This window comes from Streptomyces sp. NPDC033131 (assembly GCF_055578365.1).
Map to the genome: position 1 here is coordinate 17473 of NZ_JBVIPA010000055.1, position 26508 is coordinate 43980.

The 26508-nt window shown below is 71.1% G+C and carries 25 protein-coding genes; 11 read left to right on the top strand and 14 right to left on the bottom strand.

Features of this window, described 5'->3' with window-relative positions; genetic code table 11:
- Window positions 1-407: 407 nt before the first annotated feature.
- From ACZ5XS_RS40520 to ACZ5XS_RS40540, 5 genes are all read right to left on the bottom strand, one after another.
- A complete protein-coding gene (locus ACZ5XS_RS40520) occupies window positions 408-1931 on the bottom strand; it encodes an MFS transporter (protein ID WP_468660106.1) in 1524 nt (507 codons plus the stop codon).
- Entirely contained in the window at window positions 1928-2479 is a 552-nt protein-coding gene (locus ACZ5XS_RS40525; protein ID WP_468660108.1) for a TetR/AcrR family transcriptional regulator, read from the bottom strand. The genes ACZ5XS_RS40520 and ACZ5XS_RS40525 overlap by 4 nt, the downstream gene beginning before the upstream one ends.
- Window positions 2480-2561: 82 nt before the next feature.
- Entirely contained in the window at window positions 2562-3533 is a 972-nt protein-coding gene (locus ACZ5XS_RS40530; protein ID WP_468660110.1) for an aldo/keto reductase, read from the bottom strand.
- 155 nt (window positions 3534-3688) lie between these two features.
- The gene (argH, locus tag ACZ5XS_RS40535; RefSeq protein ID WP_468660112.1) at window positions 3689-5122 is read right to left on the bottom strand and encodes an argininosuccinate lyase; all 1434 of its coding nucleotides are present in this window, start codon (window positions 5120-5122) and stop codon (window positions 3689-3691) included.
- Between the two features lie 123 nt (window positions 5123-5245).
- Window positions 5246-6439, bottom strand: coding sequence for an argininosuccinate synthase (locus tag ACZ5XS_RS40540; protein ID WP_468660114.1), 1194 nt, complete (start codon window positions 6437-6439; stop codon window positions 5246-5248).
- A 194-nt stretch (window positions 6440-6633) separates the two neighbouring features.
- Here ACZ5XS_RS40540 and ACZ5XS_RS40545 point away from each other — a divergent pair, with 194 nt between their 5' ends.
- The 8 genes from ACZ5XS_RS40545 to ACZ5XS_RS40580 all read left to right on the top strand — a co-directional run bounded on the left by ACZ5XS_RS40545 (window position 6634) and on the right by ACZ5XS_RS40580 (window position 14681).
- Window positions 6634-7536 carry a hypothetical protein gene (locus tag ACZ5XS_RS40545; RefSeq protein WP_468660116.1) on the top strand — a complete coding sequence of 301 codons (903 nt, stop codon included), beginning with the start codon at window positions 6634-6636 and terminating at the stop codon, window positions 7534-7536.
- A 140-nt stretch (window positions 7537-7676) separates the two neighbouring features.
- Window positions 7677-8258 (top strand): pyridoxamine 5'-phosphate oxidase family protein, encoded by a 582-nt coding sequence (locus tag ACZ5XS_RS40550; protein ID WP_468660118.1) that lies wholly within the window; start codon window positions 7677-7679, stop codon window positions 8256-8258.
- Window positions 8259-8368: 110 nt separating this feature from the next.
- Window positions 8369-8680, top strand: coding sequence for a hypothetical protein (locus ACZ5XS_RS40555; RefSeq protein WP_468660120.1), 312 nt, complete (start codon window positions 8369-8371; stop codon window positions 8678-8680).
- Window positions 8665-9639, top strand: a complete 975-nt coding sequence (locus tag ACZ5XS_RS40560) for a peroxidase family protein (RefSeq protein WP_468660122.1) — start codon at window positions 8665-8667, stop codon at window positions 9637-9639. Before ACZ5XS_RS40555 ends, ACZ5XS_RS40560 begins: the two co-directional genes overlap by 16 nt.
- Before the next feature lie 753 nt (window positions 9640-10392).
- Window positions 10393-11091 carry a L,D-transpeptidase family protein gene (locus ACZ5XS_RS40565; RefSeq protein ID WP_468660124.1) on the top strand — a complete coding sequence of 233 codons (699 nt, stop codon included), beginning with the start codon at window positions 10393-10395 and terminating at the stop codon, window positions 11089-11091.
- 285 nt (window positions 11092-11376) lie between these two features.
- Window positions 11377-12759: a ferredoxin reductase family protein gene (locus ACZ5XS_RS40570; RefSeq protein ID WP_468660126.1), complete on the top strand. Its 1383-nt coding sequence runs from the start codon at window positions 11377-11379 to the stop codon at window positions 12757-12759.
- A 28-nt stretch (window positions 12760-12787) separates the two neighbouring features.
- The gene (locus ACZ5XS_RS40575) at window positions 12788-13885 is read left to right on the top strand and encodes an FMN-binding protein (protein ID WP_468660128.1); all 1098 of its coding nucleotides are present in this window, start codon (window positions 12788-12790) and stop codon (window positions 13883-13885) included.
- A gap of 58 nt (window positions 13886-13943) precedes the next feature.
- Window positions 13944-14681: an FAD:protein FMN transferase gene (locus ACZ5XS_RS40580; protein ID WP_468660153.1), complete on the top strand. Its 738-nt coding sequence runs from the start codon at window positions 13944-13946 to the stop codon at window positions 14679-14681.
- Window positions 14682-14963: 282 nt separating this feature from the next.
- Here ACZ5XS_RS40580 and ACZ5XS_RS40585 read toward each other — a convergent pair whose 3' ends face one another.
- From ACZ5XS_RS40585 to ACZ5XS_RS40610, 6 genes are all read right to left on the bottom strand, one after another.
- Entirely contained in the window at window positions 14964-15521 is a 558-nt protein-coding gene (locus ACZ5XS_RS40585; RefSeq protein ID WP_468660130.1) for an arginine repressor, read from the bottom strand.
- Between the two features lie 19 nt (window positions 15522-15540).
- On the bottom strand, window positions 15541-16725 hold the full coding sequence (locus ACZ5XS_RS40590; RefSeq protein ID WP_468660132.1) for an acetylornithine transaminase: 1185 nt from the start codon (window positions 16723-16725) through the stop codon (window positions 15541-15543).
- The gene (gene argB / locus ACZ5XS_RS40595; protein ID WP_468660134.1) at window positions 16722-17672 is read right to left on the bottom strand and encodes an acetylglutamate kinase; all 951 of its coding nucleotides are present in this window, start codon (window positions 17670-17672) and stop codon (window positions 16722-16724) included. Before argB ends, ACZ5XS_RS40590 begins: the two co-directional genes overlap by 4 nt.
- 162 nt (window positions 17673-17834) lie before the next feature.
- Window positions 17835-18986 (bottom strand): bifunctional glutamate N-acetyltransferase/amino-acid acetyltransferase ArgJ, encoded by a 1152-nt coding sequence (argJ, locus tag ACZ5XS_RS40600; RefSeq protein WP_468660136.1) that lies wholly within the window; start codon window positions 18984-18986, stop codon window positions 17835-17837.
- Window positions 18983-20011, bottom strand: a complete 1029-nt coding sequence (gene argC / locus ACZ5XS_RS40605) for an N-acetyl-gamma-glutamyl-phosphate reductase (RefSeq protein WP_468660138.1) — start codon at window positions 20009-20011, stop codon at window positions 18983-18985. Before argC ends, argJ begins: the two co-directional genes overlap by 4 nt.
- 268 nt (window positions 20012-20279) lie before the next feature.
- On the bottom strand, window positions 20280-22763 hold the full coding sequence (locus tag ACZ5XS_RS40610; protein WP_468660139.1) for an alpha-L-arabinofuranosidase C-terminal domain-containing protein: 2484 nt from the start codon (window positions 22761-22763) through the stop codon (window positions 20280-20282).
- Window positions 22764-22920: 157 nt separating this feature from the next.
- On the opposite strand from ACZ5XS_RS40610, the gene ACZ5XS_RS40615 reads away from it, so the two are divergent.
- Complete coding sequence (locus ACZ5XS_RS40615; protein WP_468660141.1) at window positions 22921-23370, top strand: DUF6314 family protein; 450 nt, start codon at window positions 22921-22923, stop codon at window positions 23368-23370.
- Here ACZ5XS_RS40615 and ACZ5XS_RS40620 read toward each other — a convergent pair.
- Together ACZ5XS_RS40620 and ACZ5XS_RS40625 are read right to left on the bottom strand one after the other, a co-directional pair.
- Window positions 23352-23945, bottom strand: coding sequence for a histidine phosphatase family protein (locus ACZ5XS_RS40620; protein ID WP_468660143.1), 594 nt, complete (start codon window positions 23943-23945; stop codon window positions 23352-23354). The two genes, ACZ5XS_RS40615 and ACZ5XS_RS40620, sit on opposite strands and share 19 nt — an antisense overlap.
- Window positions 23946-23986: 41 nt before the next feature.
- On the bottom strand, window positions 23987-24448 hold the full coding sequence (locus ACZ5XS_RS40625) for a GNAT family N-acetyltransferase (protein WP_468660145.1): 462 nt from the start codon (window positions 24446-24448) through the stop codon (window positions 23987-23989).
- A 77-nt stretch (window positions 24449-24525) separates the two neighbouring features.
- On the opposite strand from ACZ5XS_RS40625, the gene ACZ5XS_RS40630 reads away from it, so the two are divergent.
- Window positions 24526-24813, top strand: coding sequence for a DUF6461 domain-containing protein (locus ACZ5XS_RS40630; protein WP_468660147.1), 288 nt, complete (start codon window positions 24526-24528; stop codon window positions 24811-24813).
- The gene (locus ACZ5XS_RS40635; protein WP_468660149.1) at window positions 24810-24956 is read left to right on the top strand and encodes a DUF6461 domain-containing protein; all 147 of its coding nucleotides are present in this window, start codon (window positions 24810-24812) and stop codon (window positions 24954-24956) included. Before ACZ5XS_RS40630 ends, ACZ5XS_RS40635 begins: the two co-directional genes overlap by 4 nt.
- On the opposite strand, the gene ACZ5XS_RS40640 is transcribed toward ACZ5XS_RS40635, so the two are convergent.
- Window positions 24953-26398, bottom strand: coding sequence for an aminotransferase-like domain-containing protein (locus tag ACZ5XS_RS40640; protein WP_468660151.1), 1446 nt, complete (start codon window positions 26396-26398; stop codon window positions 24953-24955). The genes ACZ5XS_RS40635 and ACZ5XS_RS40640 overlap by 4 nt on opposite strands.
- Window positions 26399-26508: the final 110 nt, after the last annotated feature.

Sequence of the window (26508 nt, forward strand, 5' to 3'; positions counted from 1 at the left end):
CCCCGCGCCCCTGTCGGGCGCTGTTCCGGCAGGAGTACGTGGACACGAACGCCACCACAGCGAAGGCCGCGTAACGCTCCGCTGAGCGAGGCGGGAACCGGACCGACGGCTGAGTGCCGACTGCGGGCCGGCTGTGGCTGGTCGCGCAGTTCCCCGCGCCCCTGTCGGGCGCTGTTCCGGCAGGAGTACGTGGACACGAACGCCACCACAGCGAAGGCCGCGTAACGCTCCGCTGAGCGAGGCGGGAGCCGGGCCGACGGGTGTGTGCCGACTGCCGGTCGGCTGTGGCTGGTCGCGCAGTTCGCCGTGCCCCTGTCGGGCGCTGTCCAGCCGGCGGACGCGAAGACCGCGTAGCGCTGCGCCGACCAGCCGGTCGGCTGTGGCTGGTCGTGTGGTTCCCCGCGGCCCTACTGGGCGCTGTCCAGCCGTTGGCCGCGGAGGAGGAACCATGCCGCGACCGCCGCGGTGAGCAGCACGGCCGCCCCCACGCCCGCCGCCAGCGCGAGTCCGTCCACGAAGGAGCCCCGGGCCGCGTCGAGCAGCGCCTCGGACGTGTGGGCCGGCAAGCCGGCCGACGCCTCCACCGCCCCGCCCAGCGACTCGTGTGCCGCCGCCGGTGTGCCCGCCGGGCCGGTGAAGTCGCGGTAGACGCCGGTCACGATCGAGCCGAGTACGGCGATGCCCAGGGCGGCGCCGAGTTCGTACGCCGTTTCGGAGACCGCGGACGCGGACCCCGCCTGTTCCTTGGGCACGGAACCGAGGATCACGTCGGCGGTGACGGTGAAGGAGAAGCCGGCGCCGATACCGACGAAGAGCAGGGCGGTGCCGAGGAGCGGGTAGCCGGTGGACTGGTCGATCACGGTGAGGGAGGCCAGGGCGAGACCGACGGCCGCGAGGCCGCCGGAGACGACGGACCGGACCGAGAAGCGCCTGGCCACCGAGCCGGCGATCAGACCGGCCGCCACCGCGCCGACCGCTGCGGGCAGTTCGGCCAGGCCTGCTTCCAAGGGGCCCCTGCCCTGCACGAGTTGCAGGTACTGGGAGAGGAAGAAGACGAGGCCGGACAGACCGAGGATGGTCAGCAGGTCGGCCAGGACCGCGCCGCTGAAGCCGCGGTCGCGGAACAGCCGCATGTCGAGCAACGGCGCCGGCAGGGTGAACTGGCGTCGCACGAAGCCGTACAGCGCGCCGCCGCCGAGCAGGGCCGCGGCCGACGTCTCCCACGTGAGGCCGTGGGTGGCCGCCTCCTTCACGGCGTACACGAGACCGATCATGCCGACCAGTGACAGGACGACGCTGCTCATGTCCCACGGGCCGGGACGCGGGTTCCGCGACTCGGGCAGCAGCTTGACGCCGACGACGACCAGGACCGCCATCACCGGCAGGTTGATCAGGAAGACCGACCCCCACCAGAAGTGTTCGAGCAGGAAGCCGCCGACGATCGGTCCGATCGCGGTGCCCGCGGAGGCGGTGGCGCCCCAGATGCCGACGGCGAGACTGCGTTCGCGCGCGTCGTGGAAGAGGTTGCGGATCAGGGCGAGCGTGGCCGGCATCAGGGTCGCGCCTGCGACGCCGAGCAGCGCCCGGGCGACGATCATCATCTCGGGTGTCGTCGCGTAGGCGTTCAGGACGGAGACCGCGCCGAACGCGGTGGCGCCGACGAGCAGGATCCGCTTGCGTCCGATGCGGTCGCCGAGGCTGCCCATGGAGACGAGCAGACCGGCGATGACGAACGAGTAGACGTCACCGATCCACAGGAGCTGGGTGCCGGTGGGGTTCAGGTCCTCGCTGATGTAGGGGGTCGCGAGACCGAGGACGGTCGCGTCCACGGCCACCAGCAGCACGGCGAGCACGAGGACGGACAGCGCGAGCCAACGGCCGGGGCGCTTCACCGCCTCGGTCGGGTTCGCCGGCTGCAGGGTGCTGGTCACGGTTCCTCTCTCCGTAGTGCGCCGCCGAGCAGCAGCTCGGTGATCATGTGGGTGAAGTCCTTGGAGGCGACCCTGCCCTCCGACACGGCCCAGGCGCCGGAGGCCATCAGGCCGTAGAGCGCCTCGGTGAGCCAGGCCGGGGTCAGGTCGATGCGGAATTCGCCGGACGCCTGGCCGCGGCGGAACAGTGCGGCGATCCGGGCGTCCAGGCGGGCCCAGCCCTCGTTCTGCTCCTCGCCCTCGAACAGCTGGTTCTCGGTGTAGAGGAAGGCGAGCAGTCCGGCGGCCGGTTCGAGTTCCTTCACGAACCGGCGCAGCGCCTCCTGGGCCGGGCCGTCGTCGAGCCGTGCGGCGGCCGCCGCCGCCTCGCACTCCGCGATGCCGAGCGCCTCCAGTGCCCGGACCAGCACGTCCCGCCCCGCGAACTGGCGGTGCAGGGTGGCCCGGCTGATCCCGGCGGCCCTCGCCACCTCGTCCATGGTCGCGGTGGATTTGCGGGTCAGCAGGGCCGCGGCGGCGCGCAGCACATGGTCACGATCGACAGCCATGAGACAACCATAATCCATATGAGACAAATTTGTCTCATCATGGCCATGGGTGACTCATCCGAGGTGGTCCTGCGGGGGCCGGTCAGTGCCAGGGCAGCCCGCTGCGCTTCTCCCAGTACGCCCCCGGCTCCTCGGCCAGTCCGGCCAGCCGGGCCAGCTGGTCCTCGTCCAGGTCGACGACCGCCGCGTGCAGGTTGGAGGCGAGCTGGTGGACGGTGGCGGCGCCGGAGAGGACGACGCCGGCCCACGGTTGACGCAGGACGAGTGCGAGGGCCACGGCATCGCAGCCGAGAGCTGTCTCCTCAGCCACGGCCTTCAGCGTCTCCGGTGCGTGCGGGTCCGCGAGGCGGCCGTTGGCCATGCCCTCCTTGACGATCACCGTGAGCCCGGCGTCGTGCGCCTCGGCGAGCGCGGGGGCCGCCGAGGTCTCCAGGGCGTTGTACGTCGACTGGACGGTACGGAACAGGGGCTCGCCGTCGACCGTCACGGCGAGCGCGGCCCGGATCGCGTCGGCCTGGGCGGGGCCGCTGGTGGAGAAGCCGACGGTGAGGCCCTGCGCTGCGGCTTCCGCGAGCCTCGCGTGCAGTTCCTTGTCGGTGAGGGCCGGGCTGTCCGGGGTCACCGAGTGGATCTGGTAGAGGTCGAGCCGGTCGCCGAGCAGTCCGTCGCTCTCGGCGCGCTGCCGTTCGTAGGTGGCGAGCGTGTGGTCCTTGACCTCGTGCCGGGCCGCGTCGGTGCTCCAGGCCGCGGTGTAGGTGTAACCCCACTTGCTGCCGACGACGATGTCGTCGATGCCGGGGCGGGCGTTCAGCCAGTCGGCGAGGAACTCCTCGGAGCGGCCGTAGGAACGGGCCGCGTCGAAGTAGCGGACGCCCTGGGCGTAGGCGGCGTCGAGGAGTTCGTGGGTGCGGGCGCGCAGCGTCTCGACGCTGCGGTCCTGGCCGAGGTCGTGGTCCCGGCCGAGGTTGATGTAGCCGGGGCGGCCGACTGCGGCGAGACCCAAGCCGATGTGGCAGGTGGGCGTCGTGGCGGTCGCGAGACGTGCGAAGGGCATCGCGGGCTCCGTTCGGTCGGCTCCGGTACGGCATTCCGACCAACGTAACCCGCGATGACCTTCGCTCCAGGGCTCGGCTCGTGGGGTGTTTCGGCGAGTGCGGGCACGTCGTGGTTACTCGCGCAGTTCCCCGCGCCCCTTACGGGGCGCTCCGCTTACCGCTTCTCTTTGGCGGTGGCCCACTCGTGCTGCGCCGCCACGTCCGCCTTGACCTCGGCGAGCTGGACGGCGACCGCGCTGGGCGCCGTACCGCCGCGGCCGTCGCGGGAGGCCAGGGCCCCGTGCACGTTGAGGACCGACCGCACCTCCGGCGTCAGGTGGGCGGAGATCTTCGCGAACTGCTCGTCGGTGAGCCCGTCGAGCTCCTTGCCCTCGGCCTCGGCGACCTTCACACACTCGCCGGCGACCTCGTGCGCGACGCGGAACGGCACGCCCTGCTTGACCAGCCACTCGGCGATGTCGGTGGCGAGGGAGAAGCCGGCCGGGGCCAGCTCCTCCATGCGCTCGCGGTGGACGGTGAGGGTGGCGATCATGCCGGTGAAGGCGGGGAGCAGGACCTCCAGCTGGTCGCAGGAGTCGAAGACGGGCTCCTTGTCCTCCTGGAGGTCGCGGTTGTACGCGAGCGGGAGGGCCTTGAGGGTCGCCATCAGGCCGGTCAGGTTGCCGATCATGCGGCCCGACTTGCCGCGCGCCAGCTCCGCGATGTCCGGGTTCTTCTTCTGCGGCATGATCGACGAGCCCGTGGAGAACGCGTCGTGCAGGGTCACGAAGGAGAACTCCTTCGTGTTCCACAGGATGATCTCCTCCGAGATACGGGAGAGGTTCACCCCGATCATCGCCGTGATGAAGGCGAACTCCGCCACGAAGTCACGGGAGGCCGTGCCGTCGATGGAGTTGCCGACGCTGCCGCGCTCGAAGCCGAGGTCCCTCGCGACCGCCTCCGGGTCGAGGCCCAGGGAGGAGCCGGCGAGGGCACCCGAGCCGTACGGCGACACGGCCGTCCGCTCGTCCCACTGGCGCAGGCGCTCGGCGTCCCGGGACAGGGGCTGGACGTGCGCGAGGAGGTGGTGGGCGAAGAGCACCGGCTGGGCGTGCTGGAGATGGGTGCGGCCGGGCATCGCCACGTCCGGATGGGCCTCCGCCAGGCCGATCAGCGCGTCCTGGAGGTCGGCGATCAGACCGCCGATGATCCGGGCGTGGTCGCGCAGGTACATGCGGAAGAGCGTCGCGACCTGGTCGTTGCGGGAGCGGCCGGCGCGGAGCTTGCCGCCGAGGTCGGGGCCGACGCGCTCCAGGAGACCGCGCTCCAGGGCGGTGTGGACGTCCTCGTCGGCGAGGGTGCCGACCAGGACCCCCGATGCCACGTCCGTCTCGAGCTGGTCGAGCCCGGCGAGCATCCGGGTCAGCTCGTCCTCCGTGAGCAGGCCCGCCGTGTGCAGCACGCGCGCGTGGGCACGCGAACCGGCGATGTCGTAGGGCGCGAGCCGCCAGTCGAAGTGGACGGACGCGGACAGCTTCGCCAGGGCCTCGGCGGGACCGTCGGCGAAACGGCCGCCCCAGAGCCGTACGTCACCGCTGTTGCTGCTCACTTGCGTTGCTCCTCAAAGGCAGGGTCGTGTCACGGCATGGTCGTGGATGTGCCACCGCCTCCCTGCCGACCGGCGGTCAGGGAGGCGGCATTCACGCTATCGGTTGGGCGAGGTGGCGATCGCCTACGCGAGGTCCCGCTTCGCGGCGATCTTCGACGACAGGCTGTAGATGTCGATGAAGCCCTTGGCCGCGGCCTGGTCGAAGGTGTCGCCCGTGTCGTACGTCGCCAGGTTGAAGTCGTACAGCGCCGACTCGGAGCGCCGGCCGGTGACGACCGCGCGGCCGCCGTGCAGGGTCATCCGGATGTCGCCGGAGACGTGCTGGTTGGCCTCGTTGACGAAACCGTCCAGGGCGCGCTTGAGCGGGGAGAACCACTGGCCGTCGTAGACCAGTTCGCCCCAGCGCTGCTCGACCTGGCGCTTGTAGCGGGCGAGTTCGCGCTCGACGGTGACGTTCTCCAGCTCCTGGTGGGCGGTGATCAGGGCGATCGCGCCCGGAGCCTCGTACACCTCACGGGACTTGATGCCGACCAGGCGGTCCTCGACCATGTCGATCCGGCCGATGCCCTGGGCGCCGGCGCGCTCGTTGAGCTGCTGGATGGCCTGGAGGACGGAGACGGGCTTGCCGTCGATGGCGACCGGGACGCCCTCCTTGAAGGTGATGATCACCTCGTCGGCCTCACGCGGGGTGGCCGGGTTCGAGGTGTACTCGTAGATGTCCTCGATCGGGCCGTTCCAGATGTCCTCCAGGAAGCCCGTCTCGACGGCACGCCCGAAGACGTTCTGGTCGATGGAGTACGGGGACTTCTTGGTGGTCGCGATCGGGAGGTTCTTGTCCTCGCAGAACGCGATGGCCTTGTCGCGGGTCATCGCGTAGTCCCGCACCGGGGCGATGCACCTGAGGTCGGGGGCGAGGGCGACGATGCCGGCCTCGAAGCGGACCTGGTCGTTGCCCTTGCCGGTGCAGCCGTGGGCGACGGTGGTGGCGCCGTGCTTCTTGGCGGCGGCGACGAGGTGCTTGACGATCGTCGGCCGGGAGAGCGCGGAGACCAGCGGGTAGCGGTCCATGTAGAGGGCGTTGGCCTTGATCGCCGGGAGGCAGTACTCCTCGGCGAACTCGTCCTTGGCGTCCGCGACCTCGGCCTCGACCGCGCCGCACGCGAGGGCGCGCTTGCGGATGACGTCCAGGTCCTCGCCGCCCTGGCCGACATCGACCGCAACGGCGATGACCTCGGCGCCCGTCTCCTCGGCGATCCAGCCGATGGCGACGGAGGTGTCCAGACCGCCTGAGTAGGCGAGTACGACGCGCTCGGTCACGGTTTTTCTCCTCATGTGCATTCGCTGGTATGCATGAGTATGCAGGACTCCGCATGATTCGTCAATCTCGGTGGGGACCGGCGAGGAATTTGAAGAACCATTGAACGTTCGAAACCGCTTTCCCGTACCTCTCGCCGAACGCAGGCGCCGCGTTTGTCAACGCTGAGACCCCCCGACCCGAGTGAGGCATCCGCATGTCCAGGGCTCTTCCGAAGTACAACAAGCGTCGCGTCGCGTTGATCGGCGGCGCCGCCGCGGTGGTCATGACCGGCGCGGTCATCGCCGGTTCCGCCCTCGCCGGGGAGTCGGGTTCGAAGAGCGGCACCACGAACGCCCGGACGCTGGCCGGCCCCGGCACCATCAGCTGCCCCGACGTCGCCTCCCAGCTGCCCGCGATCCCGGCGTCCGCCCAGGCCGAGGTGGACCGCAACCTGACCCTGCTCCAGACCCAGATCTCCGAGGCCAACAAGCGGCTCGTGGAGACCGTCGGCCAGGGCGGACCCAACTTCGTCCAGAACGCGATCCTCGGCCCCCTGGAGGACAAGCGGATCGCCACCGTGAACCGCATCGCCACCGCGATCGGCCGCACGGCCGAGAAGCCGACGGGCCTCGACGCGCTCGCCCCGTGCGCGCTCAACGCGGACGGTGCCGCGGAGGCGGGCGGCGAGGCGGGCGGCGAGGCGGGCGCCGGTGCGGGTGAGGAGGCCGGCGGGGAGGCCGAGGCCACGCCGAGCGCGACCGCCCCCGAGGAGGCCGGCGGGGACGCCGGCGAGGCGGGCGCGGACACCGGCGAGGCCGGCGCGGCGGGGGCCATCAGCTGCCCCGACGTCGCCTCGCAGCTGCCCGCGATCCCGGCCACGGCGCAGGCCGAGGTGGACCGCAACCTGGCCCTGCTCCAGACCCAGATCAACGAGGCCAACAAGCGCCTGGTCGACACGGTGGGCCAGGGCGGACCCAACTTCGTCGACAACGCGATCCTCGGCCCGCTGGCGGACAAGCGCGCGTCGACCATCGACCGCATCGCCATCTCCATCGGCCGCACCGCCGAGAAGCCCCAGGGCCTGAACTCCCTGGCCGCCTGCGCGCTCAACCAGTGACGTGACAGGCGCCGTGGCCGCCCCGTGTGATCGCCGGCCGGGGCGGCCACGGACGTCTCGAGGCGGGGACGTACGGCATGAGCAGACGGATGCCGGAATTCCTTAGACAGACAAAAGACCTGCCCCCATAATCGTTAGACATGGGAAAGACTTACGAGCGCATAGACGGCAGGCTCCGCACGTTCATCGAGGCGCAGCCCCTCTTCTTCACCGCGACCGCCCCGCTGTCCGGCGACGGCACGGTCAACCTCTCCCCCAAGGGCCTCAAGGGCTCCTTCGCGGTCCTGGACGAACTCACCGTGGCCTACCTCGACTTCGCCGGGTCCACCGCGGAGACGGTCGCGCACCTGCGGGAGAACGGCCGGATCACCCTCATGTGGTGCGCCTTCCAGGGTCCGCCGAACATCGTGCGCGTGCACGGCCGGGGCGAGCCGGTCTTCCGGGACGATCCGCGCTTCCGGGAACTGCTCGCCCACTTCCCGGACATCGACCCGACCCCGCACGGGCTGCGCGCCATCATCGTCGTACGGGCCGAACTCGTCCGGGACTCCTGCGGTTACGCGGTGCCCTTCATGTCGTACGACGAGGACCGCGACCTGCACGGCAAGCGTTTCGCGCGCGAGGACGACGAGTCGCTGAGCGAGTACTTCGCGAAGAAGGAGCACATCGCCACGAGCCTGGACGGGCTCCCCGGACTGCCGTTGCCGATGAGCCCGATTTAGCCGTTTTTATTTGATCAATACACACACGGGCCTCTTGTGCATATTGACGGAATTCTCCCGTCCGCCGTGCTCCCCCACCTAGCCTGGGCGCACGAACAGATGGGGGAATCATGTTCCGACCTACACGCGAGCCGCAGAGCAAACGCCATGTCCGTGACGCGTACTTCGTCGTCGGCGAGGGCATCCTCGCCGGCTCCGCGGACGACGGCCCGGCCGAGCCGCGGACGGCGTCGACCGTCGCGGCCCTGCGCAAGTTCCAGTTCTCGCGGCTGGGCCCGCAGGCCGGGCCGGGCCGGCTTCTCGACCGGGCCGCCCGCACGGAACTCGCCGAGGCGATGACCAAGGCGGGTCCGCAGCCCGACTCCGGCAACCGGTTCCGGCGGGCTTCACGTACCTGGGCCAGTTCGTGGACCACGACCTGACCCTGGACGCCACGGCCGGACAGCTGGAGGACGACGTCACCCTCGGCCGGCTCCTGCAGGGCCGCTCGCCCGCCCTGGACCTCGACAGCCTCTACGGCCTCGGCCCGGACCACCGCTTCGACCGCCGCTTCTACGAGGACGACGGCCTGCGGCTGCGCACCGGCACCACCCAGGGGCTGCCCGACCCCGACGGCGACCACATCACCGGCCTGCCCCTCGGCGGATTCGACCTGCCCCGGCTGGGCGCCGGCTCGCTGATCTCCGAGCGGCGCCGACCCCTGATCCCGGACGCGCGCAACGACGAGAACCTCGTCGTCGCCCAGGTCCACTGCGCCTTCATCCGCTTCCACAACCGGGTCGTGGCCGACCTGGTCGACAAGGGTGTGTCGAGCGCGGTCCTGTTCGAGACGGCACGCGAGACCGTGGTCAAGCACGACCAGTGGATGCTGCGCCACGACTTCCTGCCCCGGATCGTCGACCCCGGCGTCGTCGACGAGGTGTTCACCCGGGGCCGGAAATTCTTCGAGCCGTACCCGGGCCAGAAGGACCGCCCGACCATGCCGATCGAGTTCTCCGTGGCCGCCTACCGGCTCGGCCACAGCATGGTGCGCGGGGCGTACAACTGGAACCGGATCTTCGACAACGGTGCGGGCACACTGCGGCTGCTCTTCCGGTTCACCGGCACCAGCGGCATCCTCTCTCCGCCGCCCGCCGCCCGCCGCCCGCCGACGCCGCCGACCCCGAGGCGGGCTCCTTCGAGCGGCTGCCCACCAACTGGATCGCCGACTTCCGGCGCCTGTTCGACTTCCGGGAGGCGGGCCGGGACGACCTGGCCGTGCCGGCCGAGCAGTTCAACCTCGCCAAGCGGATCGACACCCAGCTGGTCAACCCGCTGGCCGACCTTCCGCTCGGCTCCTTCGGCGGCCGGGGAGAGCCGGCTCCCGACCCGGTCGAGCTGAACCTGGCGTTCCGCAACCTCACCCGGGCGAACATGATGAGCCTGGCCACGGGTCAGCAGATGGCCGAGTACCTCGGCGTGAAGCCGCTCGGACCGTCCGACTTCGACAGCGTCGGCGGAGTCCAGCTCAGCGAGGGGCTCCGCAAGAAGCTCGCCGAGAACTGCCCGCTGTGGTTCTACATCCTGCGTGAGGCCGAGATGAACGACAGCGGGCGGCTGACGGGCGTCGGCGGACGCATCGTCGCCGAGGTCTTCCACCGGGCCATGGAGGGCAGCCGGTACTCCATCGTGCGCGACCCGTTCTGGCAGCCGTTCCTCAGCCCCATCGCCGAGCGGAAGGCCACGGACACGTTCGGGATGACCGACCTGCTGCTGTACGCCTTCAAGGAGCGGGCGGACCTGCTCAATCCGCTGGGCCCCTGAGCCCTCGGGTCGCCGCCAGGGCCTGTCCGGCGGATCACGTCGCAGGACATCCGCGGCGCCTCGTCGACGCAGGTGAGCGGGGCCTGGTGCGTCGAACTGCACGGCGGAGGAGGGCGTCGACGCGATGGGGCTCCCGCTCGAGCGAAGTCGGGAGTGGGGGGAGTCGGCAACCGACGACAACGCCGCGGACCGGCGTGCCAGGCCCCGCGTCCCCGGCATGATCCGCCGGACAGGCCCTGGCGGTGACACCGGCGGCGACGGCGTACCGGGGGCGGGCCCGAACGGCCCATCCCCGCTGCCGTCGCCGCCGCGCGATCGTACGGTCGTTGCCATGCGCTCCACTGTCGTCGCCACGCTGGTGTCCGCGTCCCTCCTCGTCCTCGGTGCCGCCGCGCCCGGCGGCCCGCCGCTGCCCGCGCGGATGGCCGACACCGGGGGCGGCAGCCAGCTGATCACGGCGGTGGCCGCGAAGACCGGCTCGACGTCCGGCACGGTGACGTGGTGGGACCTGCGGGACGGGCAATGGGCCAAGACCGGCTCCGCCCGGGCCCGCTTCGGGGCGAACGGGCTGGTGGAGGGCTCCTCACGCGAACAGGGGACGAACACCACTCCGACGGGGCTGTACGACCTGCCGTACGCGTTCGGGATCAAGGCGGCGCCGGACGGGACGACGTACCCCTACCGGGCGGTGCGGCAGAACTCCTGGTGGTGCCAGGACAACGACTCGCGGTCCTACAACCGGTGGGTCGAGCCGCGCCCCGCGGACTGCGGGGCGGCCGAGGCGGAGCGGCTGAACTCCTACGGAACGCAGTACGCGTATGCGCTCGTCATCGGGTTCAACTACGCCAAGCCGGTGCGGGGACGGGGCGCCGGTATCTTCCTGCACGTCAACGGGCGTGGGGCGACGGCCGGTTGTGTCTCGGTGCCGGCTGACGCCATGCGGCGGATCCTCGCCTGGGCGAAGCCCGGGAAGGAGCCGCACATCGCGATCGGGACGACGAGCGGCCGTACGGCGGTCACCCGGTACTGAGCCGGACCGTCAACGTCGTCGATGGATTCTGCGGGGCGTCGGGGCGTCGGGGCGTCGGGGTCAGCCTGTTGCGGCCCTGTCCGAGGCTCGCGGGTGCTGTAGCAGGCGGACCGCGCGGAGCGCCGGCCCCGGCACGGTCGCTGGAGCGACGTGCACGAGTGACGGTTACCGCCAGTCACTCCAGTCCGCACCGGACTCGGCAGGCGGCTGAACACACCGGCGTCGCGGCACGTATCTGTGGGCCAAGGGACCACGCCACCCCCCTTGCCCCGCCCCGGAGGAACCGTGACCACCACGCTCGCAGGCGGCCGCGCCGCCCGCCGCCAGACGATGCGCCGCATCCGCCCGCGCCGCTCACCGGCGACCCTGCTGCTGCTCGCCGTGTGGGCCGGGGCGGCGGGCGTGCTGTGGCTGTGGTGGGCCAACACTCCATCCATCAGCGACAACAACGGCAAGATCCTCAACGCGGGCCGGATCACCGGTCTGCTGGCCGGTTACCTCATGGCGCTCGTGGTGCTCCAGATGGCCCGGGTGCCCGCGCTGGAACGCCGGGTGGGCTCCGACCGGGTGGCACGCTGGCACGCGATGAGCGGCCGGTACACGCTCTGCCTGACGGTCGCCCACGTCTTCCTGATCATGTGGGGCTACGCCCTCCAGGCCGGCAAGGGCCTCGGCGACATCGTCCAGCAGACGATGGACTCCATCAACCAGCTGCCGGACATGGGCAAGGCCGCCATCGGCACCGGTCTGCTGTTCCTCATCGGGCTGCTCTCGATCGGCCCGGTCCGCCGCCGGATTCCGTACGACACCTGGTACCACGTGCACCTGCTGACGTACGCGGCGGTGTTCCTGACGTTCTGGCACCAGCTGACCACCGGCAACGAGTTCGCCGTCGAACCGGCCGCGAAGACCGTCTGGTACGGGCTGTACGGCTCGGTGACCGCGCTGGTGATCTGGTACCGGATCCTCACCCCGATCCGGCTCAACCTGCGGCACCGGATGTACGTGGCGGCGGTCATCGAGGAGACACCCGGCATCGTGTCGGTGCTGATCGGCGGGCGGAAGCTGCACCGGATGGGCGCCGAGGCGGGGCAGTTCTTCCGCTGGCGGTTCCTGGCGCCGGGCATGCGGTTCAGCTCGCACCCGTACTCGCTGTCGGCGGCGCCCCGCCCCGACATGCTGCGGATCACCGTGAAGGCGATCGGCGACCACAGCGAGCGGCTGCGTGAGCTGACGGCCGGCACCAAGGTGTGGGCCGAGGGCCCGTACGGCGCGCTGACCGCCGCCCGCCGCAGCCGCGGCAAGGTGTTGCTGGTCGCGGGCGGCGTCGGGATCACCCCGATGCGGGCGCTGTTCGAGACGCTGCCCGGCGCGTCCGGCGACATCACCCTGCTCTACCGGGCCAACAGCACCCAGGACCTGGCCCTGTGGGACGAGCTGGCCGCCATCGCCGACGAGCGCGGGGCCCGGCTGATGTACGCGGTCAACAGCCCGGACGGGGAGCGCCCCGACATCTCGGCGGAGCGGCTGCGGCAGAAACTGCCGGACCTCGACGACCACGACGTCTTCATGTGCGGCCCGCCCGGGTTCGCGCAGTCCGTGTACGAAGCACTGCGCGGTGCGGGTGTTCCCGCCCGCCGCATCCATCACGAGTCGTTCGAGATGTGAGCGACGGGACTTCAGGAGCTTAGAAGCGATGAGGAAGAGTCATCCCATCCGACGTGTCGTGCTCGCGACGGCCGCCACCGTGTCCGGTGTCGTGCTGTTGCTGTCGCTGAAGCCGTCGTCCGACCCGTCCTCCGCGGCGGCGGGCGGGGCGGTGCCCCCGGCCGCGGGACAGGAAGCGGCCCAGGGCGGCGCCCAGCCCGCCGGGACCGGCATGGTGACCGGGGACGCGGTGAAGACCCAGTACGGCGCCATCCAGGTCCGGCTGACCGTCGCGGGCGGCAAGATCACCAAGGCCGAGGCCGTCCAGGCGCCCAAGGGCGGGCAGAGCGACCAGATCACCGCCAACGCCGTACCCAAGCTCAACCAGGCGACGGTGATCGCGCAGAGCGCGGACATCGACGCGGTGTCCGGAGCGACGTACACCAGCACCGGCTACAAGAAGTCCCTGCAGTCGGCCATCGACAAGGCGAACGCCTCGGCGGGCGCGGGGTCGGGGGCTTCCGAGGACCCGGGCAACGCCCAGGCCGCCAAGACCGTCACCGGGGACGCCGCCCAGACCCAGTACGGCGCCGTCCAGGTCCGCGTCACCGTCGCGGGCGGCAAGATCACCAAGGCCGAGGCCGTCCAGGCACCCAAGGGCGGGCAGAGCGACCAGATCACCGCCAACGCCGTACCCAAGCTCAACCAGGCCGCCGTCGCGGCCGGCACCGCGGACATCGACGCCGTCTCCGGCGCCACCTACACCAGCGCCGGGTACAAGAAGTCCCTGCAGTCGGCCCTGGACAAGGCGAACGCCTCGGCGGGCGCGGGGGCGGGATCGGGGGCTTCCGAGGAGTCCGGCAACGCCCAGGCCGCCAAGACCGTCACCGGGGACGCCGCCCAGACCCAGTACGGCGCCATCCAGGTCCGCGTCACCGTCGCGGGCGGCAAGATCACCAAGGCCGAGGCCGTCCAGGCACCCAAGGGCGGGCAGAGCGACCAGATCACCGCCAACGCCGTACCCAAGCTCAACCAGGCCGCCGTCGCGGCCGGCACCGCGGACATCGACGCCGTCTCCGGCGCCACCTACACCAGCGCCGGGTACAAGAAGTCCCTGCAGTCGGCCCTGGACCAGGCCGGTGGCTGACACGGTGGCCGAGCCGGCAGCACATACTCCCGCCGCGGTACGTCATGCGGAGGAGGTCATGGGGACGGTCTTCTCCTTCGACGTCCGCGGCGGGGATCCCGGTGCGGTACAGGCGGCACTGCGCGAGGCGGTGGCCGGACTGCACCGGGTCGACGAGGTGTTCAGCACCTACCGCGGTGACAGCCAGGTCTCCCGGCTGGCCCGGGGCGAGCTGACGGTCGACGACTGCGATCCGATGGTCGCCGAGGTGCTCGAACTGGGCGCGGAGGCGGAGCGGGTGAGCGACGGCTGGTTCAGCATGCGCTACGAGGGCCGCCTCGACCCGACCGGCATCGTCAAGGGCTGGTCCGCCGAGCAGGCCGCCCGGCGGATGGCTCAGGCCGGGGCGACCGGGGTGAGCGTCAACGGGGGTGGTGACGTCCAGCTGTTGGGCGTGCCCGGCCCGGAACGTCCGTGGCGCGTCGGGGTGGCGGATCCGCTGCGGCCGGGTGGACTGGCGGCGGTGGTCTCCGCGGCGGGTGTCCCTGAGCTGGCCGTCGCCACGTCCGGCACGGCCGAGCGCGGCACTCACATCGTCGACCCCCGGACGGGCCGCTCCGCGGTGACCGACCTGGTGGCGGTCACCGTGGTGGCCCCCCGGCTCATCTGGGCGGACTGCTGGGCGACCGCGGCGTTCGCGATGGGCTCGCGGGAGGCACTGGGCTGGCTGGAGGCCCTCCCGGACGTGGAGGCGCTCCTGATCACGGCGGGCGACGAGGTGCGGTGCACGGGCGGCCTGGCGGCCCGGCTGGGTTGACCGGCGCGGCCGTGCCGGTGGGGGGGGGTGGGTCGCGCAGCCCGGCGCTCACGGGGTGCCGCGATCTGTGGGTCGGGAGCCGCCCCGGCGGCACGACTGCCCGTGGCTGAGCGCACCCTCAGGGGCGCGGGGAACCGCGCGACCCCCAGGCGGCACGACTGCCTGCGGCTGAGCGGACCTCAGGCGGCATGGGTGCCCGCGGCTGAGCGGGCCCAGGGGCGCGGGGAACCGCGCGACCAGCCCCCGTGCGCCCGCACCCGGCACCCCACCGGAACCGGCCCCTCAGTGCCCGTGGCCGTGCCCGTTGCCGTTCTGGGCCAACCGCAGCAGGTGATCGGCCAACGCCTGCCCCCCGACAGGATCCCGGCTGATCAGCAGCAACGTGTCGTCACCCGCGATGGTCCCCAGAATGTCGTGCAGCTCGGCCTGGTCGATGGCCGAAGCGAGGAACTGGGCGGCACCCGGCGGCGTCCGCAGAACGACGAGGTTCGCCGAGGCCTCCGCCGAGATCAGCAGCTCCGACGACAGCCGCCGCATCCGCTCTTCCTTCGCCGACCCGCCCAGCGGTGCACGAGGGGTACGGAAGCCCCCCTCGCTCGGTACCGCGTAGATCAGGTCGCCGTCGGTGTTGCGGATCTTCACCGCGTTCAGCTCGTCGAGGTCCCGGGAGAGCGTCGCCTGGGTGACGCTCAGCCCGTCGTCCGCGAGGAGTTTCGCCAACTGGCTCTGGCTGCGCACCGGTTGCCGGTTGAGGATGTCCACGATCCGGCGGTGGCGTGCGGTGCGGGTCTGCGGTACGGCAGGCCCTGCGGTCTGCTCGTGCTCCTGCGCCTGGCTCATCGTCGTCTCATTCTCCGGATCATCCGTCCCCCTTGGCCACGTCCAGGATGCCGGGCAGTGCCTGAAGAAGCGCGTCCACTTCGTCGTCGCCCAGGTTCAGCGCCGGCATCAGCCGTACGACGTCAGGGGCGGGCGCGTTCACCAGGAAGCCGGCGTCCTGAGCCGCCTGCTGCACCTTCGGCGCGAGCGGCTCGGTGAGCACGATACCCAGGAGGAGGCCCGCTCCCCGGACGTGGGCGATCAGCGGGTGCCCGAGCGACTCGATTCCGTCCCGCAGCTTCTCGCTCTGCTGCTTGACGTTCTCCAGGAGGCCCTCGGAGGCGATGGTCTCGAGAACGGCGAGCCCGGCCGCGCAGGCGATCGGGTTGCCGCCGAAGGTCGTACCGTGATGGCCGGGCTGCAGCAGCCCGGCGGCCCGCCCGAAGGCGACCGTCGCGCCGAGCGGCAGGCCGCCGCCGAGACCCTTCGCGAGCGTGACGACATCCGGCAGGACACCCTCGTGGGCCTGGTACTCGAACCAGTGCCCGGTGCGTCCGATCCCGGTCTGCACCTCGTCCAGCACCAGCAGGCTGCCGGTCGCGGCGGTGATCGCCCGGGCGGCCTTCAGATAGCCGGCCGGGGGCACCACGACGCCGTTCTCGCCCTGGATCGGCTCGATGACGACGAGGGCCGTCTCCTCGGTGACCGCGGCGGCCAGCGCCTGCGCGTCGCCGTACGGCACATGGGTCACGTCGCCCGGCAACGGCAGGAAGGGCTCCCGCTTGCCGGGCTGGCCGGTCAGCGCGAGGGCGCCCATGGTCCGGCCGTGGAAGCCGCCGTCGGTGGCGACCATGTGGCTCCGCCCGGTCAGCCGCCCGATCTTGAAGGCGCCCTCGTTGGCCTCGGCGCCGGAGTTGCAGAAGTACACCTTGCCGTCGCGGCCGAAGTGCTGGAGCAGCCGTTCGGCGAGCGCGACGGGCGGCTCGGCGATGAAGAGGTTGGAGACGTGGCCGAGGGCGGCGATCTGCGTGCTGACCGCCTCGACGATCGCCGGGTGGGCGTGGCCGAGCGCGTTGACCGCGATGCCGCCGACGAAGTCGAGGTACTGCTTGCCGTCGGCGTCCCACAGCTTGGTGCCCTCGCCGCGCACGAGGGGCAGCCGCGGGGTGCCGTAGTTGTTCATGAGGGCGCCCTGCCACCGCGCGGTCAGTTCTTCGTTGCTCATGACTCCCCCTGTGCGTCCGGTACGTCCGTCTCCTCGTCGGGCACGACCATGGTGCCGATGCCCTCGTCGGTGAAGATCTCCAGCAGGATCGAGTGCTGCACCCTGCCGTCGATGACCCGGGCGTTGGTGACGCCGTTGCGCACGGCGTGCAGACAGCCCTCCATCTTCGGCACCATGCCCGAGCTCAACTCCGGCAGCAGTTTCTCCAGTTGGGAGGCGGTGAGGCGGCTGATCACCTCGTCGCTGCTCGGCCAGTCCTCGTAGAGGCCCTCGACGTCCGTGAGGACCATGAGGGTTTCGGCGCCCAGAGCAGCAGCGAGTGCCGCAGCCGCCGTATCAGCATTGACGTTGTAGACATGTCCGTCGTCCTGGCTCCGGGCGATCGACGAGACGACCGGGATCCGGCCGTCGGCGAGCAGTGCGTCGATCACACCCGTGTCGATGTCGGTGATCTCGCCCACCCGGCCGATGTCGACCAGTTCCCCGTCGATCTCGGGCTGGTGCCTGATGGCGGTGATGGTGTGCGCGTCCTCGCCGGTCAGACCGATGGCGAGCGGCCCGTGCTGGTTGAGCAGCCCGACCAGTTCACGCTGGACCTGTCCGGCCAGCACCATGCGGACGACGTCCATGGCGTCCTCGGTGGTGACCCTCAGGCCCGCCTTGAACTCGCTGACGATGCCGTGCCTGTCGAGGGCGGCGCTGATCTGCGGGCCGCCGCCGTGCACGACGACGGGCTTGAGGCCGGCGTGGTGCAGGAACACCACGTCCTGCGCGAACGCGGCCTTCAGGTCCTCGTCGATCATGGCGTTGCCGCCGAACTTGATGACGACGGTCTTGCCGTTGTGCCGGACCAGCCAGGGCAGCGCCTCGATGAGGATCTGCGCCTTGGGGAGGGCGGTGTGCTTGCGGGTCGGGGACTTTCGCTCTTCTGAGTGATTGACCGTCATAGCCGACTTTCGGAAAGATCTCGGATCAGCCGCCGGGCGGGCGGTGTTGGCCTGCGGAGGCGACGTGAGACTCATCCCGGACTCGTCCGGGGCGAGCTGTCGCCGATGAAACAGGAACCCTCGTCGGCGACGACGAGGACCCGCGACAACCAAGCGGGCACGTCAAGAGGAGTACGCGCTGTTCTCGTGCACATAGTCGGCCGTCAGGTCGTTGGTCCAGATCACCGCAGACTCATTGCCTGCCGCGAGGTCCGCCGTGATGCGGACCTCGCGGTAGCGCATGTCCACCTTCTCCCGGTCCTCGCCGACGCCGCCCTTCTTGCACACCCAGACGCCGTTGATGGCGACGTTGAGCTGGTCGGGGTCGAAGGCGGCCGTCGTCGTGCCGATCGCGGAGAGCACGCGGCCCCAGTTCGGGTCCTCACCGTGGATGGCGCACTTGAGGAGGTTGTTGCGGGCGATGGAGCGGCCCACCTCCACGGCGTCGTCCTCGCTCGCGGCGTTGATCACCTCGACCTTGATGTCCTTGCTGGCACCCTCGGCGTCCCGGATCAGCTGCTGCCCGAGGTCGTCGCAGACGGCGCGTACGGCCTCGGCGAACTCCTCGTACCCCGGGGTGACGTCGGATGCCCCGGAGGCGAGCAGCAGGACGGTGTCGTTGGTGGACATGCAGCCGTCGGAGTCGACGCGGTCGAAGGTGACCTTGGTGGCGGCGCGCAGGGCCTTGTCCAGGGCCGCGCTGTCGACGTCGGCGTCGGTGGTGAGGACGACGAGCATGGTGGCGAGGCCCGGGGCGAGCATGCCGGCGCCCTTGGCCATGCCGCCGACGGTCCAGCCGTCCTTCGTCACGACGGACGTCTTGTGGACGGAGTCGGTGGTCTTGATGGCGATGGCGGCCTTCTCACCGCCGTGCTCGCTCAGGGCCTCGGCCGCCTGCTCGACTCCCGGGAGCAGCTTGTCCATCGGGAGCAGGATGCCGATCAGGCCGGTGGAGGCGACGGCGATCTCGACGGCGCCCACACCGAGCACCTCGGCTGCCTTCTCGGCGGTGGCGTGCGTGTCCTGGAAGCCCTTGGGGCCCGTACAGGCGTTGGCGCCACCGGAGTTGAGGACGACCGCGGAGACCCGGCCGGTCTTGAGGACCTGCTCGGACCACAGGACGGGGGCGGCCTTGACGCGGTTGGAGGTGAAGACGCCGGCGGCGGCGCGGCGTGGCCCGGTGTTGACCACGAGGGCCAGGTCCGGGTTGCCGTTCTCCTTGATTCCGGCGGCGATGCCCGCCGCCTGGAATCCCTGTGCTGCCGTGACGCTCACGGTGCGACTCCGATCGTGGAAAGACCGAGCTCCTCGGGAAGGCCGAGGGCGATGTTCATGCTCTGGACGGCACCGCCCGCGGTGCCCTTGGTCAGGTTGTCGATGGCGCTGATCGCGATGATGCGGCCCGCGGCCTCGTCGTACGCGACCTGCACCTGAACGGCGTTGGAACCGTAGACGGACGCCGTGGCGGGCCACTGCCCCTCGGGCAGGAGGTGGACGAAGGGCTCGTCGGCGAAGGCCTTGTCGTAGGCGGCGCGGACGGACTCGGCGGTGACGGTGGGGCGCGCCTTCGCGGTGCAGGTGGCGAGGATGCCGCGGGGCATCGGGGCGAGCGTCGGTGTGAAGGAGACCGAGACGGTCTCGCCGGCGGCCGCGCTGAGGTTCTGGATCATCTCGGGGGTGTGCCGGTGGACGCCGCCGACGCCGTACGGGGACATGGAGCCCATGACCTCGCTGCCCAGCAGGTTCGGCTTGGGCGCCTTGCCCGCGCCGGAGGTCCCGGACGCGGCGACGATCACGGCCTCCGCCTCGGCGAGCCCGGCCGCGTAGGCCGGGAAGAGCGCGAGTGAGACGGCGGTCGGGTAGCAGCCGGGTACCGCGATGCGCTTGGACCCCGTGAGCCGGGCGCGGCCACCCGGCAGTTCGGGAAGGCCGTAGGGCCAGGTTCCGGCGTGCGCGGAGCCGTAGAACTTCTCCCAGTCACCGGCGTTCTCGAGCCGGAAGTCGGCTCCCATGTCGACGACGAGCACGTCCGGGCCGAGCTGCTCGGCGACGGCGGCGGACTGCCCGTGCGGAAGCGCGAGGAAGACGACGTCGTGTCCGGCCAGGACGTCCGCGGTGGTCTCCTGGAGTACGCGGCCGGCCAGCGGCAGCAGGTGCGGCTGCAGCGCCCCGAGCCTCTGTCCCGCGTTGGAGTTGCCGGTCAGGGCGCCGATCTCGACCTCGGGGTGCGCCAGGAGCAGACGCAGGAGTTCCCCGCCCGCGTATCCACTCGCTCCGGCCACTGCCGCACGTACCGCCATGGGAATACATCCTCCTCTGGAATGGCATGACTATACGTTTCGATGCACGTTTATGCAATTCGATTCGGGGCGGGTCTGGGATCTTCGCTCCGCCGCTCCGCCGGCCTCCAGGACCGGAGCAGCCATGGGGCGCGGCGCGTGTGATCGACCTGGCCGCACAGCGGCATCGCCGGGAACGAGCTCGGGCAGGAGCCGCCCCACGCGGCCGCCTGTGGGAGTGCCGGGCGTGGGCCGCCGCCCTTCGGACAGCGGCCCACGCTCGTAGCGGCTACCTCTGCTTGATCCGCAGGAAGGTGATCGAGTTCGCCGGGAAGGTGTACGTGAACCTGGCGGCGACCCCTTCGTGGACGGACGACACCGGCGCCACCGCCGTGTCGGTCTCCGTGTTCACCGCGTCCGGCGCGGCGGCCAGGGTGGTGACCTTCGCCCGGGACGCGACCTTCGCGCCGCCCAGGTCGATGGCCGTACGGGCCGCCGAGGGCTGGGCGTTGACGACCTTGACGATCAGGTCACCGGTCTTCTTGTCCTTGGTGACCACCTGCCGGAACGGCTCGGCCGGCTTGTCGTCGGTGAAGCTGCCCCATTCCTGGCCGTCGAGGTAGAGGGTGACCTGCCGGCCCCGCACCTTGATGTCGATGTCGTAGGCGCGGCCCGTCTCGATCGACCCGGCCTTGGAGACGAGCGTCGACTTGCCGCCGTCCACGGCCTGCTCGACGGCGGACTGGGTGTTGTTCCAGCCGCCCAGGTTCCACCAGTAGTAGTTGCCGGTGTCCTTGACGCCGAAGGCGACGAGGAAGCCCTCCTTGCCGGACTTCTTGGTGGCCTTCACGTGCAGGTCGTAGTCGTGCCAGGACGGGTCGCCGGCCGAGACCATGGTGTTCTCGGCGGCCACGTCGCTCTGCACGTACTGCCCGTCCTGGACGCTCCAGCTGCCGCCGCCGGTGTGGGTCCACTGCGAGGCGTCACCGCCGAAGTCGTCGCCGAGCAGGGGCGAACCGTCCTCGCCGGTGACCTTGACGTCGTCGTACGCCGCCGTGGTCGCCCACGTCGACAGGCCGACCGCGCCGGTGATGGGGGCGAGCAGGGAGGGCGTGCCGGTGGCCGTGGAGGGCACCACGCGATCACCGACGTTGGTCATGAACAGCTTCTGGACCTCGTAGTTGGCGGAGTTCCAGGAGGCGTGGTTGTTGAACCACACCATGTCCGGGCTCCACTGGACGTAGTCCTCGTTGGCGTACAGGGGGGCGTAGGAGGCGAGTTTGACGATGTCGGCGTTGCGCTCCAGGCCGGTCATGAACGCGGCTTCGGCGAGGCCGTTCTTGAAGGCGTTGCCCTGGGAGGCGTATTCGCCGAGGAAGACCTTGGGCCCGTTGCGGTCGTAGGAGTCGTAGCGGTCGTTGTGCTGCAGGAACCACTGCGGGCTGTTGTAGTAGTGCTCGTCGACCATGGCGACGTTCGCGTCGCGGTTGAGCTGCCAGGCCGTGTCGAAGGTCGGACCGGAGTCGTCGGGGCCGGAGTTGGAGACGACGGTGATGTCCGGGTACCTGGCCTCGATCGCCGCCCGGAACTGCTTGAACCGGGCCATGTACTCGACCGGCAGGTTCTCCTCGTTGCCGACCCCGAGGTGCGTGAGACGGAACGGCCTGGGGTGGCCCATCTGTGCGCGCTTCTTGCCCCAGGCCGACGTCACCGGCCCGTTGGCGAACTCGATGAGGTCGAGGGTGTCCTGGATGTGCCGCTTGAGCAGCGCCTCGTCGTCGACGGCCTTGTTCTGGCCGCAGCCGGTCACCAGGGCCGGGACCACGGGCAGGGGCATCGCGCCGATGTCCTCGGCGAAGCGGAAGTACTCGTAGTAGCCGAGGCCGTAACTTTGGTTGTACCCCCAGAAGTTGGAGTTGGTGGCACGCTCCTCGACCGGGCCGATGGTGTCCTTCCACTGGTAGGAGCGCTTGCGCTGGTAGTCGGAGGCCTCGCTGTAGTCCTCCATCGAGCCGGTGTTGACCAGGCAGCCGCCGGGGAAGCGCAGGAAGCCCGGGTGCAGGGCGGCGACCTTCTCGGCGAGGTCCTTGCGCAGGCCGTTGGGCTGGTGCTTGTAGGTGTCGCGCGGGAAGAGGGACACCATGTCGAGGGCGGCCGCGGCGGAGGAGGCGACGGTGAGCCGGCCGTCGCTGCTGGTGCGGGTAGCGGTGAAGGTGGCGGTGTACTTGGCCCAGCCGCTCTTCGACACGGCCACCTTGCGGGCGGTGGCCAGCGCGCCGTCGGCGTCCTGGAGGGCCACGGTGAGGGTGCTGCCGCCGGTGGCGCGAGCCCACACCGAGAAGTCGTACTTCCTGCCCTCGTCCACGTGGATGCCGGTGTTGTAGCCGGCGTTCGTGACGGACGAACCGGCTGCCACGGAGAGGTAGTTGCGGTTGCGCTCGTTGAGCCGGCCGTCGTCGTTCACGACCTGCGCGGTGCCGTCCACCGCCCAGGAGGTGAGGGGCGTGTAGGAGGTGTTGTCGGCGGTGGAGTACTCGAAGGACCGGTTCTGTACGAGCTCGGCGTACAGACCGCCGTCGGCGGCCCGGTTGATGTCCTCGAAGAAGACGCCGTACATCGTGTCGTCGATCTGCGCGCCCCTGGCGGTCGGGGCGACGGTGATCGCGTAGTCGGTGACGTCCTCGGCGTGCGCGGGCGCCGGGACCAGACCGGCCGCCACCAGGAGGGCGGTGGCCGTGAGACCGAGTCTCCAGCGGGTGCGGGTGCGTGACATGGATACTCCGCGGCTCGGGGGTGTGGAGTTGTGGGTTCGCAAGAAGTGACGTTCGACATTTCGGACAATGATCAACACTTCGAACGGCAAGATAGGGAGGGGGCAGGGACGCGTCAATGGGTCGCACAACACCGGATGTGACGGAGGAGCGGACGGGATGGGCGAGTTCTGGCCAGTGCCGGACGTACTGGCGTATCTGGCCGGGAGCTGGCGGGTGACACGATCCGTGCGGGACCTGGCGAGCGGCACCGAGGGCCACTTCGCCGGTACGACGACTTTCAGCCCGCTGGACGACGGCGGACTCCTGCACCACGAATCCGGCACCTTCACCTGGCAGGGCGCCCCTCGCCCCGCCGAACGCACCCTGCGCTTCCTGCCCGGGCCGGGCAGCACACCCGGGTCGGCCGACGTGCGCTTCGCCGACGGGCGCCCCTTCCACGACCTGGACCTGACCTCGGGACGCCACGTCGCCGGCCATCCCTGCTCGGCCGACCTCTATCGGGGGGAGTTCACCGTCCGCGACCAGGACCACTGGCGGACCGTGTGGCGGGTGGGCGGTCCCGCGAAGGACCTGGTCCTGACCACCGACTACGCCCGCGAGGGCTGAGCCGGCACGCCGTCGAGGCGGAGGTTCCAGCGTCCCGCACGGCCGGTGACGACGGTCGTCGACAGCGGGCGTACGTCGATGTTCCAGTACGTCGAGGGCAGCGCCTTCAGGACGTACACCAGGGCGGCGCGCACCACCGAGGGCTCGGCCACGGCGACGATCCGGCCGCCGTCCTCGACGGGGCGGGTGTCCAGCCAGTTCCCGACCCGGGCGATGAACTCCCGCAGCGACTCACCGCCGTGCGGCGTGCTGTTCGGGTCGCCGAGCCAGGCGTCCACCGCCTCCGGCTCGCGGGCCATCGCCTCGCCGAGCGTCAGCCCCCGCCAGCGCCCCATGTCACAGTCGCGCAGGGCGAGTTGCACCAGCGGCGTGTAGCCGAGGGCGTCCCCGGTGGCGCGGCTGCGCGGAGTCGGCGAGCAGTAGCGCAGCTCGGCGACCGCGAGCGGGATCAGGTCGTGGGCGACGCGCTGCACCTCGTCCCAGCCGGCCTGGTCCAGCGGACGGTCGTCCTCGAAGCGCTCGGCGAGCAGCGGGGAGCTGCGCGCGGCGGCGACGAACGTGACCCGTAGTTGCATGCGGCGATGGTGAGTCGCGAAAGTCCGCAGGTCAAGAGGTGTTACCTGGGAGTTATGCGAGCCGGCTGCTCGAATATGAGCGCCATCCACTGGTCCGGCTTCTCCAGCGGCGCGAACCCCAGCCTCTCGTACACCCCGTGGGCGTCGTGCGTGGCGAGCAGGATCCGCCGCAGCCCGTAGGGCCGCAGGTAATCCCGTACGGCCCCGACGAGCGCCGTGCCGATGCCCTCACCGCGCACCGACGGGTCGACGTACACGTCGCACAGCCACGCGAAGGTCGCCTGGTCCGTGATGATCCGGGCATACGCTACCTGTTCACCGGAAACCGTCTCGTACACCCCGAAGTTGAGCGAGCCGTCGATCGCCCGGTCCTGCTTCTGCCGGGTCCGCCCGATCGCCCAGTACGCGTCGGTGGACAGCCAGCGGTGCACGCGCTCGGCGTCGACGCGGTCGGGGTCGGTGGAGATCTCGTAGCCCTCGGCGAGGGGCGGGGTGTCGGTCATGCGGGAAGAATCGCAAGTCACGGGGGTGGACGTCGACCGTTTTCCGCGGGCTGGAGCCGCTGTCGGTGCCGCCTGGCATGCTGCGGACCTGGCCGCGACGACGCCGCCCGCGACGGACTAGGCCTGGCTGCGGGACGCGTACTGCGTCACGCTGGGCGGTCGGCGACTGGTCGCTGATGGTCGAGGTCAACGGCTGCCTGGGCGTCACCTCGTCGGCGCTGCGCCCCTTGTCCCGGGGGCGCACCATCGTCGCCCACCACCGGAACATCGAGGCGCTGGACCACTTCGTCCGGCTGGCGGACGGCGAACTGCTGCTGCACTTCGAGCCGCTCAAAGCCGGACTCCCGCATCTCCACGGGGAATGAGTCGTGCGAGCCCGGACGCGGCACTGGACGACTGGCACACCGAGGCCGCGTTCGCCCTGGCCGAACGGATCACCGGGATACGGCTGACGGCCGAACTGCTGGATTCCCTGGAGTTCACCTGCGGTACGGCACCGGTGCGCTAGAACACCTCCCGACAGGCCGTACGAAGCCGCCGTACCCCTTCCGCGATCTCCCCCGTCCCCGCCACCGCCGCGAAGCTCAACCGCACGTGTCCGGCGGGCGGTTCGGCGCTGAAGTAGGGTCGGCCGGGGGTGATCGCGACGCCCGCGCGCAGGGCGGCCGCCGCCAGGGCGGACTCTCCCCCCGTGCCGTCGGGCAGGCGGAGCCACAGGTGGTAGCCGCCGGACGGGATGTGCGGGAGGGCGAGGTCGGGCAGGCCGAGCCGCAGCGCGGCCGTCATCGTGTCGCGGCGGGTCTTCAACTCGGCGGAGATCGCGCGCAGATGGCGTGGCCAGGCGGGCGAGCCGACCAGTTCGAGGGCCGCCTCCTGCAGGGGCCGCGGCACGAAGAAGGTGTCGACGACCTGGATGGCGCGCAGCCGCTCCAGCACCGGCCCGTGCGCGGCGAGCGCGCTCACCCGGAAGCTGGGCGAGGTCGCCTTGGTCAGAGAGCCGACGTGGACGACGACGCCATCGGGGTCGTCGGCGGCCAGCGGAGGCGGCAGCGGCCCCGCGTCCTCGTGCACGAGCCGCCGCACGAAGTCGTCCTCGACGACGAACGCGCCCGCCTCGCGCGCGATGCGCAGGACCTCACCGCGCCGCTCGGGGGCGAGCACGGCGCCGGTCGGGTTCTGGAACAGCGGCTGGCAGACGAAGACCCGGGCGCCGGTGGCCCGGAACGCGTCGGCGAGCAGGGGCGGCCGTACGCCGTCCGCGTCGACCGGGACGGGGACCGGGCGCAGACCGGCCGCGCGGGCGATCGCCAGCATGCCCGGGTAGGTGGGCGACTCGACGAGTACGGGCGCGCCGGGCGGGACGAGCGCGCGCAGCGCGGTCGTCAGCGCGGACTGGCCGCCGGAGGTGACCAGCACCTGCGCGGCCGTGACGCTCCCGCCGGGACCGCCGATGCTCCGCGCGAACCACTCCCGCAGCTCCGGCAGCCCTTCGACGGGCGGCCTCCCCCACGCGCCGGGGCGCCGGCCCGCACGCGACAGCGCGGCGGCCATCGCCCGCTCCGGCTGAAGGGAGGGGTGCAGATAGCCGCCGTTGAACTCGATCACGCCCGGAGCCGGAGCGGCCAGCGTGACCAGGACGCCGGACGCGTCCACCGAGCGCGGGACGAGGTCGGCGGCGCCGTCCGCACTGAGGGCGACCTCCTGCCAGGAGGTGTCCCCCACGGCAGCGGCCTGCGGGCGCGGCCGGGCCCGGAAGGCGCCGGCGCCGGGCCTGGTGACCACCAGCCCCTCGGCGGCCAGCTGGGCGAGGGCGCGCGAGACGGTCACCGGGCTGACCCGGAAGCGTTCGACCAGGGCACGGCTCGACGGGAGCTTTCCACCGGGCGAGTAGCGGTCGAGCTCCCGACGCAGCCGGTCCGCCAGGTCTGCCACACTGCTACGCTCTTGCATGAGAGTACAGAGTAACGCTACCGCTTCGAACCGGATAGCGGTCACCGCCTCGAACGGGCCGACGGGGACGACCGGGACCAGCGGGACGACCGCCGCCGGCACCCTCCAGG

Bases quoted from the DNA above. Each gene is read 5' to 3' on its own strand.
- ACZ5XS_RS40640 (WP_468660151.1), bottom strand. From the start codon at position 26,398: ATGCAAGAGCGTAGCAGTGTGGCAGACCTGGCGGACCGGCTGCGTCGG.
- ACZ5XS_RS40590 (WP_468660132.1), bottom strand. From the start codon at position 16,725: ATGAGCAACGAAGAACTGACCGCGCGGTGGCAGGGCGCCCTCATGAAC.
- ACZ5XS_RS40530 (WP_468660110.1), bottom strand. From the start codon at position 3,533: ATGCCCTTCGCACGTCTCGCGACCGCCACGACGCCCACCTGCCACATC.
- ACZ5XS_RS40610 (WP_468660139.1), bottom strand. From the start codon at position 22,763: ATGTCACGCACCCGCACCCGCTGGAGACTCGGTCTCACGGCCACCGCC.
- ACZ5XS_RS40565 (WP_468660124.1), top strand. From the start codon at position 10,393: ATGCGCTCCACTGTCGTCGCCACGCTGGTGTCCGCGTCCCTCCTCGTC.
- ACZ5XS_RS40615 (WP_468660141.1), top strand. From the start codon at position 22,921: ATGGGCGAGTTCTGGCCAGTGCCGGACGTACTGGCGTATCTGGCCGGG.
- ACZ5XS_RS40575 (WP_468660128.1), top strand. From the start codon at position 12,788: ATGAGGAAGAGTCATCCCATCCGACGTGTCGTGCTCGCGACGGCCGCC.
- ACZ5XS_RS40525 (WP_468660108.1), bottom strand. From the start codon at position 2,479: ATGGCTGTCGATCGTGACCATGTGCTGCGCGCCGCCGCGGCCCTGCTG.
- ACZ5XS_RS40545 (WP_468660116.1), top strand. From the start codon at position 6,634: ATGTCCAGGGCTCTTCCGAAGTACAACAAGCGTCGCGTCGCGTTGATC.
- ACZ5XS_RS40630 (WP_468660147.1), top strand. From the start codon at position 24,526: ATGCTGCGGACCTGGCCGCGACGACGCCGCCCGCGACGGACTAGGCCT.
- argC (WP_468660138.1), bottom strand. From the start codon at position 20,011: ATGGCGGTACGTGCGGCAGTGGCCGGAGCGAGTGGATACGCGGGCGGG.
- ACZ5XS_RS40550 (WP_468660118.1), top strand. From the start codon at position 7,677: ATGGGAAAGACTTACGAGCGCATAGACGGCAGGCTCCGCACGTTCATC.
- argB (WP_468660134.1), bottom strand. From the start codon at position 17,672: ATGACGGTCAATCACTCAGAAGAGCGAAAGTCCCCGACCCGCAAGCAC.
- ACZ5XS_RS40580 (WP_468660153.1), top strand. From the start codon at position 13,944: ATGGGGACGGTCTTCTCCTTCGACGTCCGCGGCGGGGATCCCGGTGCG.
- ACZ5XS_RS40635 (WP_468660149.1), top strand. From the start codon at position 24,810: ATGAGTCGTGCGAGCCCGGACGCGGCACTGGACGACTGGCACACCGAG.
- ACZ5XS_RS40625 (WP_468660145.1), bottom strand. From the start codon at position 24,448: ATGACCGACACCCCGCCCCTCGCCGAGGGCTACGAGATCTCCACCGAC.
- ACZ5XS_RS40620 (WP_468660143.1), bottom strand. From the start codon at position 23,945: ATGCAACTACGGGTCACGTTCGTCGCCGCCGCGCGCAGCTCCCCGCTG.
- ACZ5XS_RS40585 (WP_468660130.1), bottom strand. From the start codon at position 15,521: ATGAGCCAGGCGCAGGAGCACGAGCAGACCGCAGGGCCTGCCGTACCG.
- ACZ5XS_RS40555 (WP_468660120.1), top strand. From the start codon at position 8,369: ATGTTCCGACCTACACGCGAGCCGCAGAGCAAACGCCATGTCCGTGAC.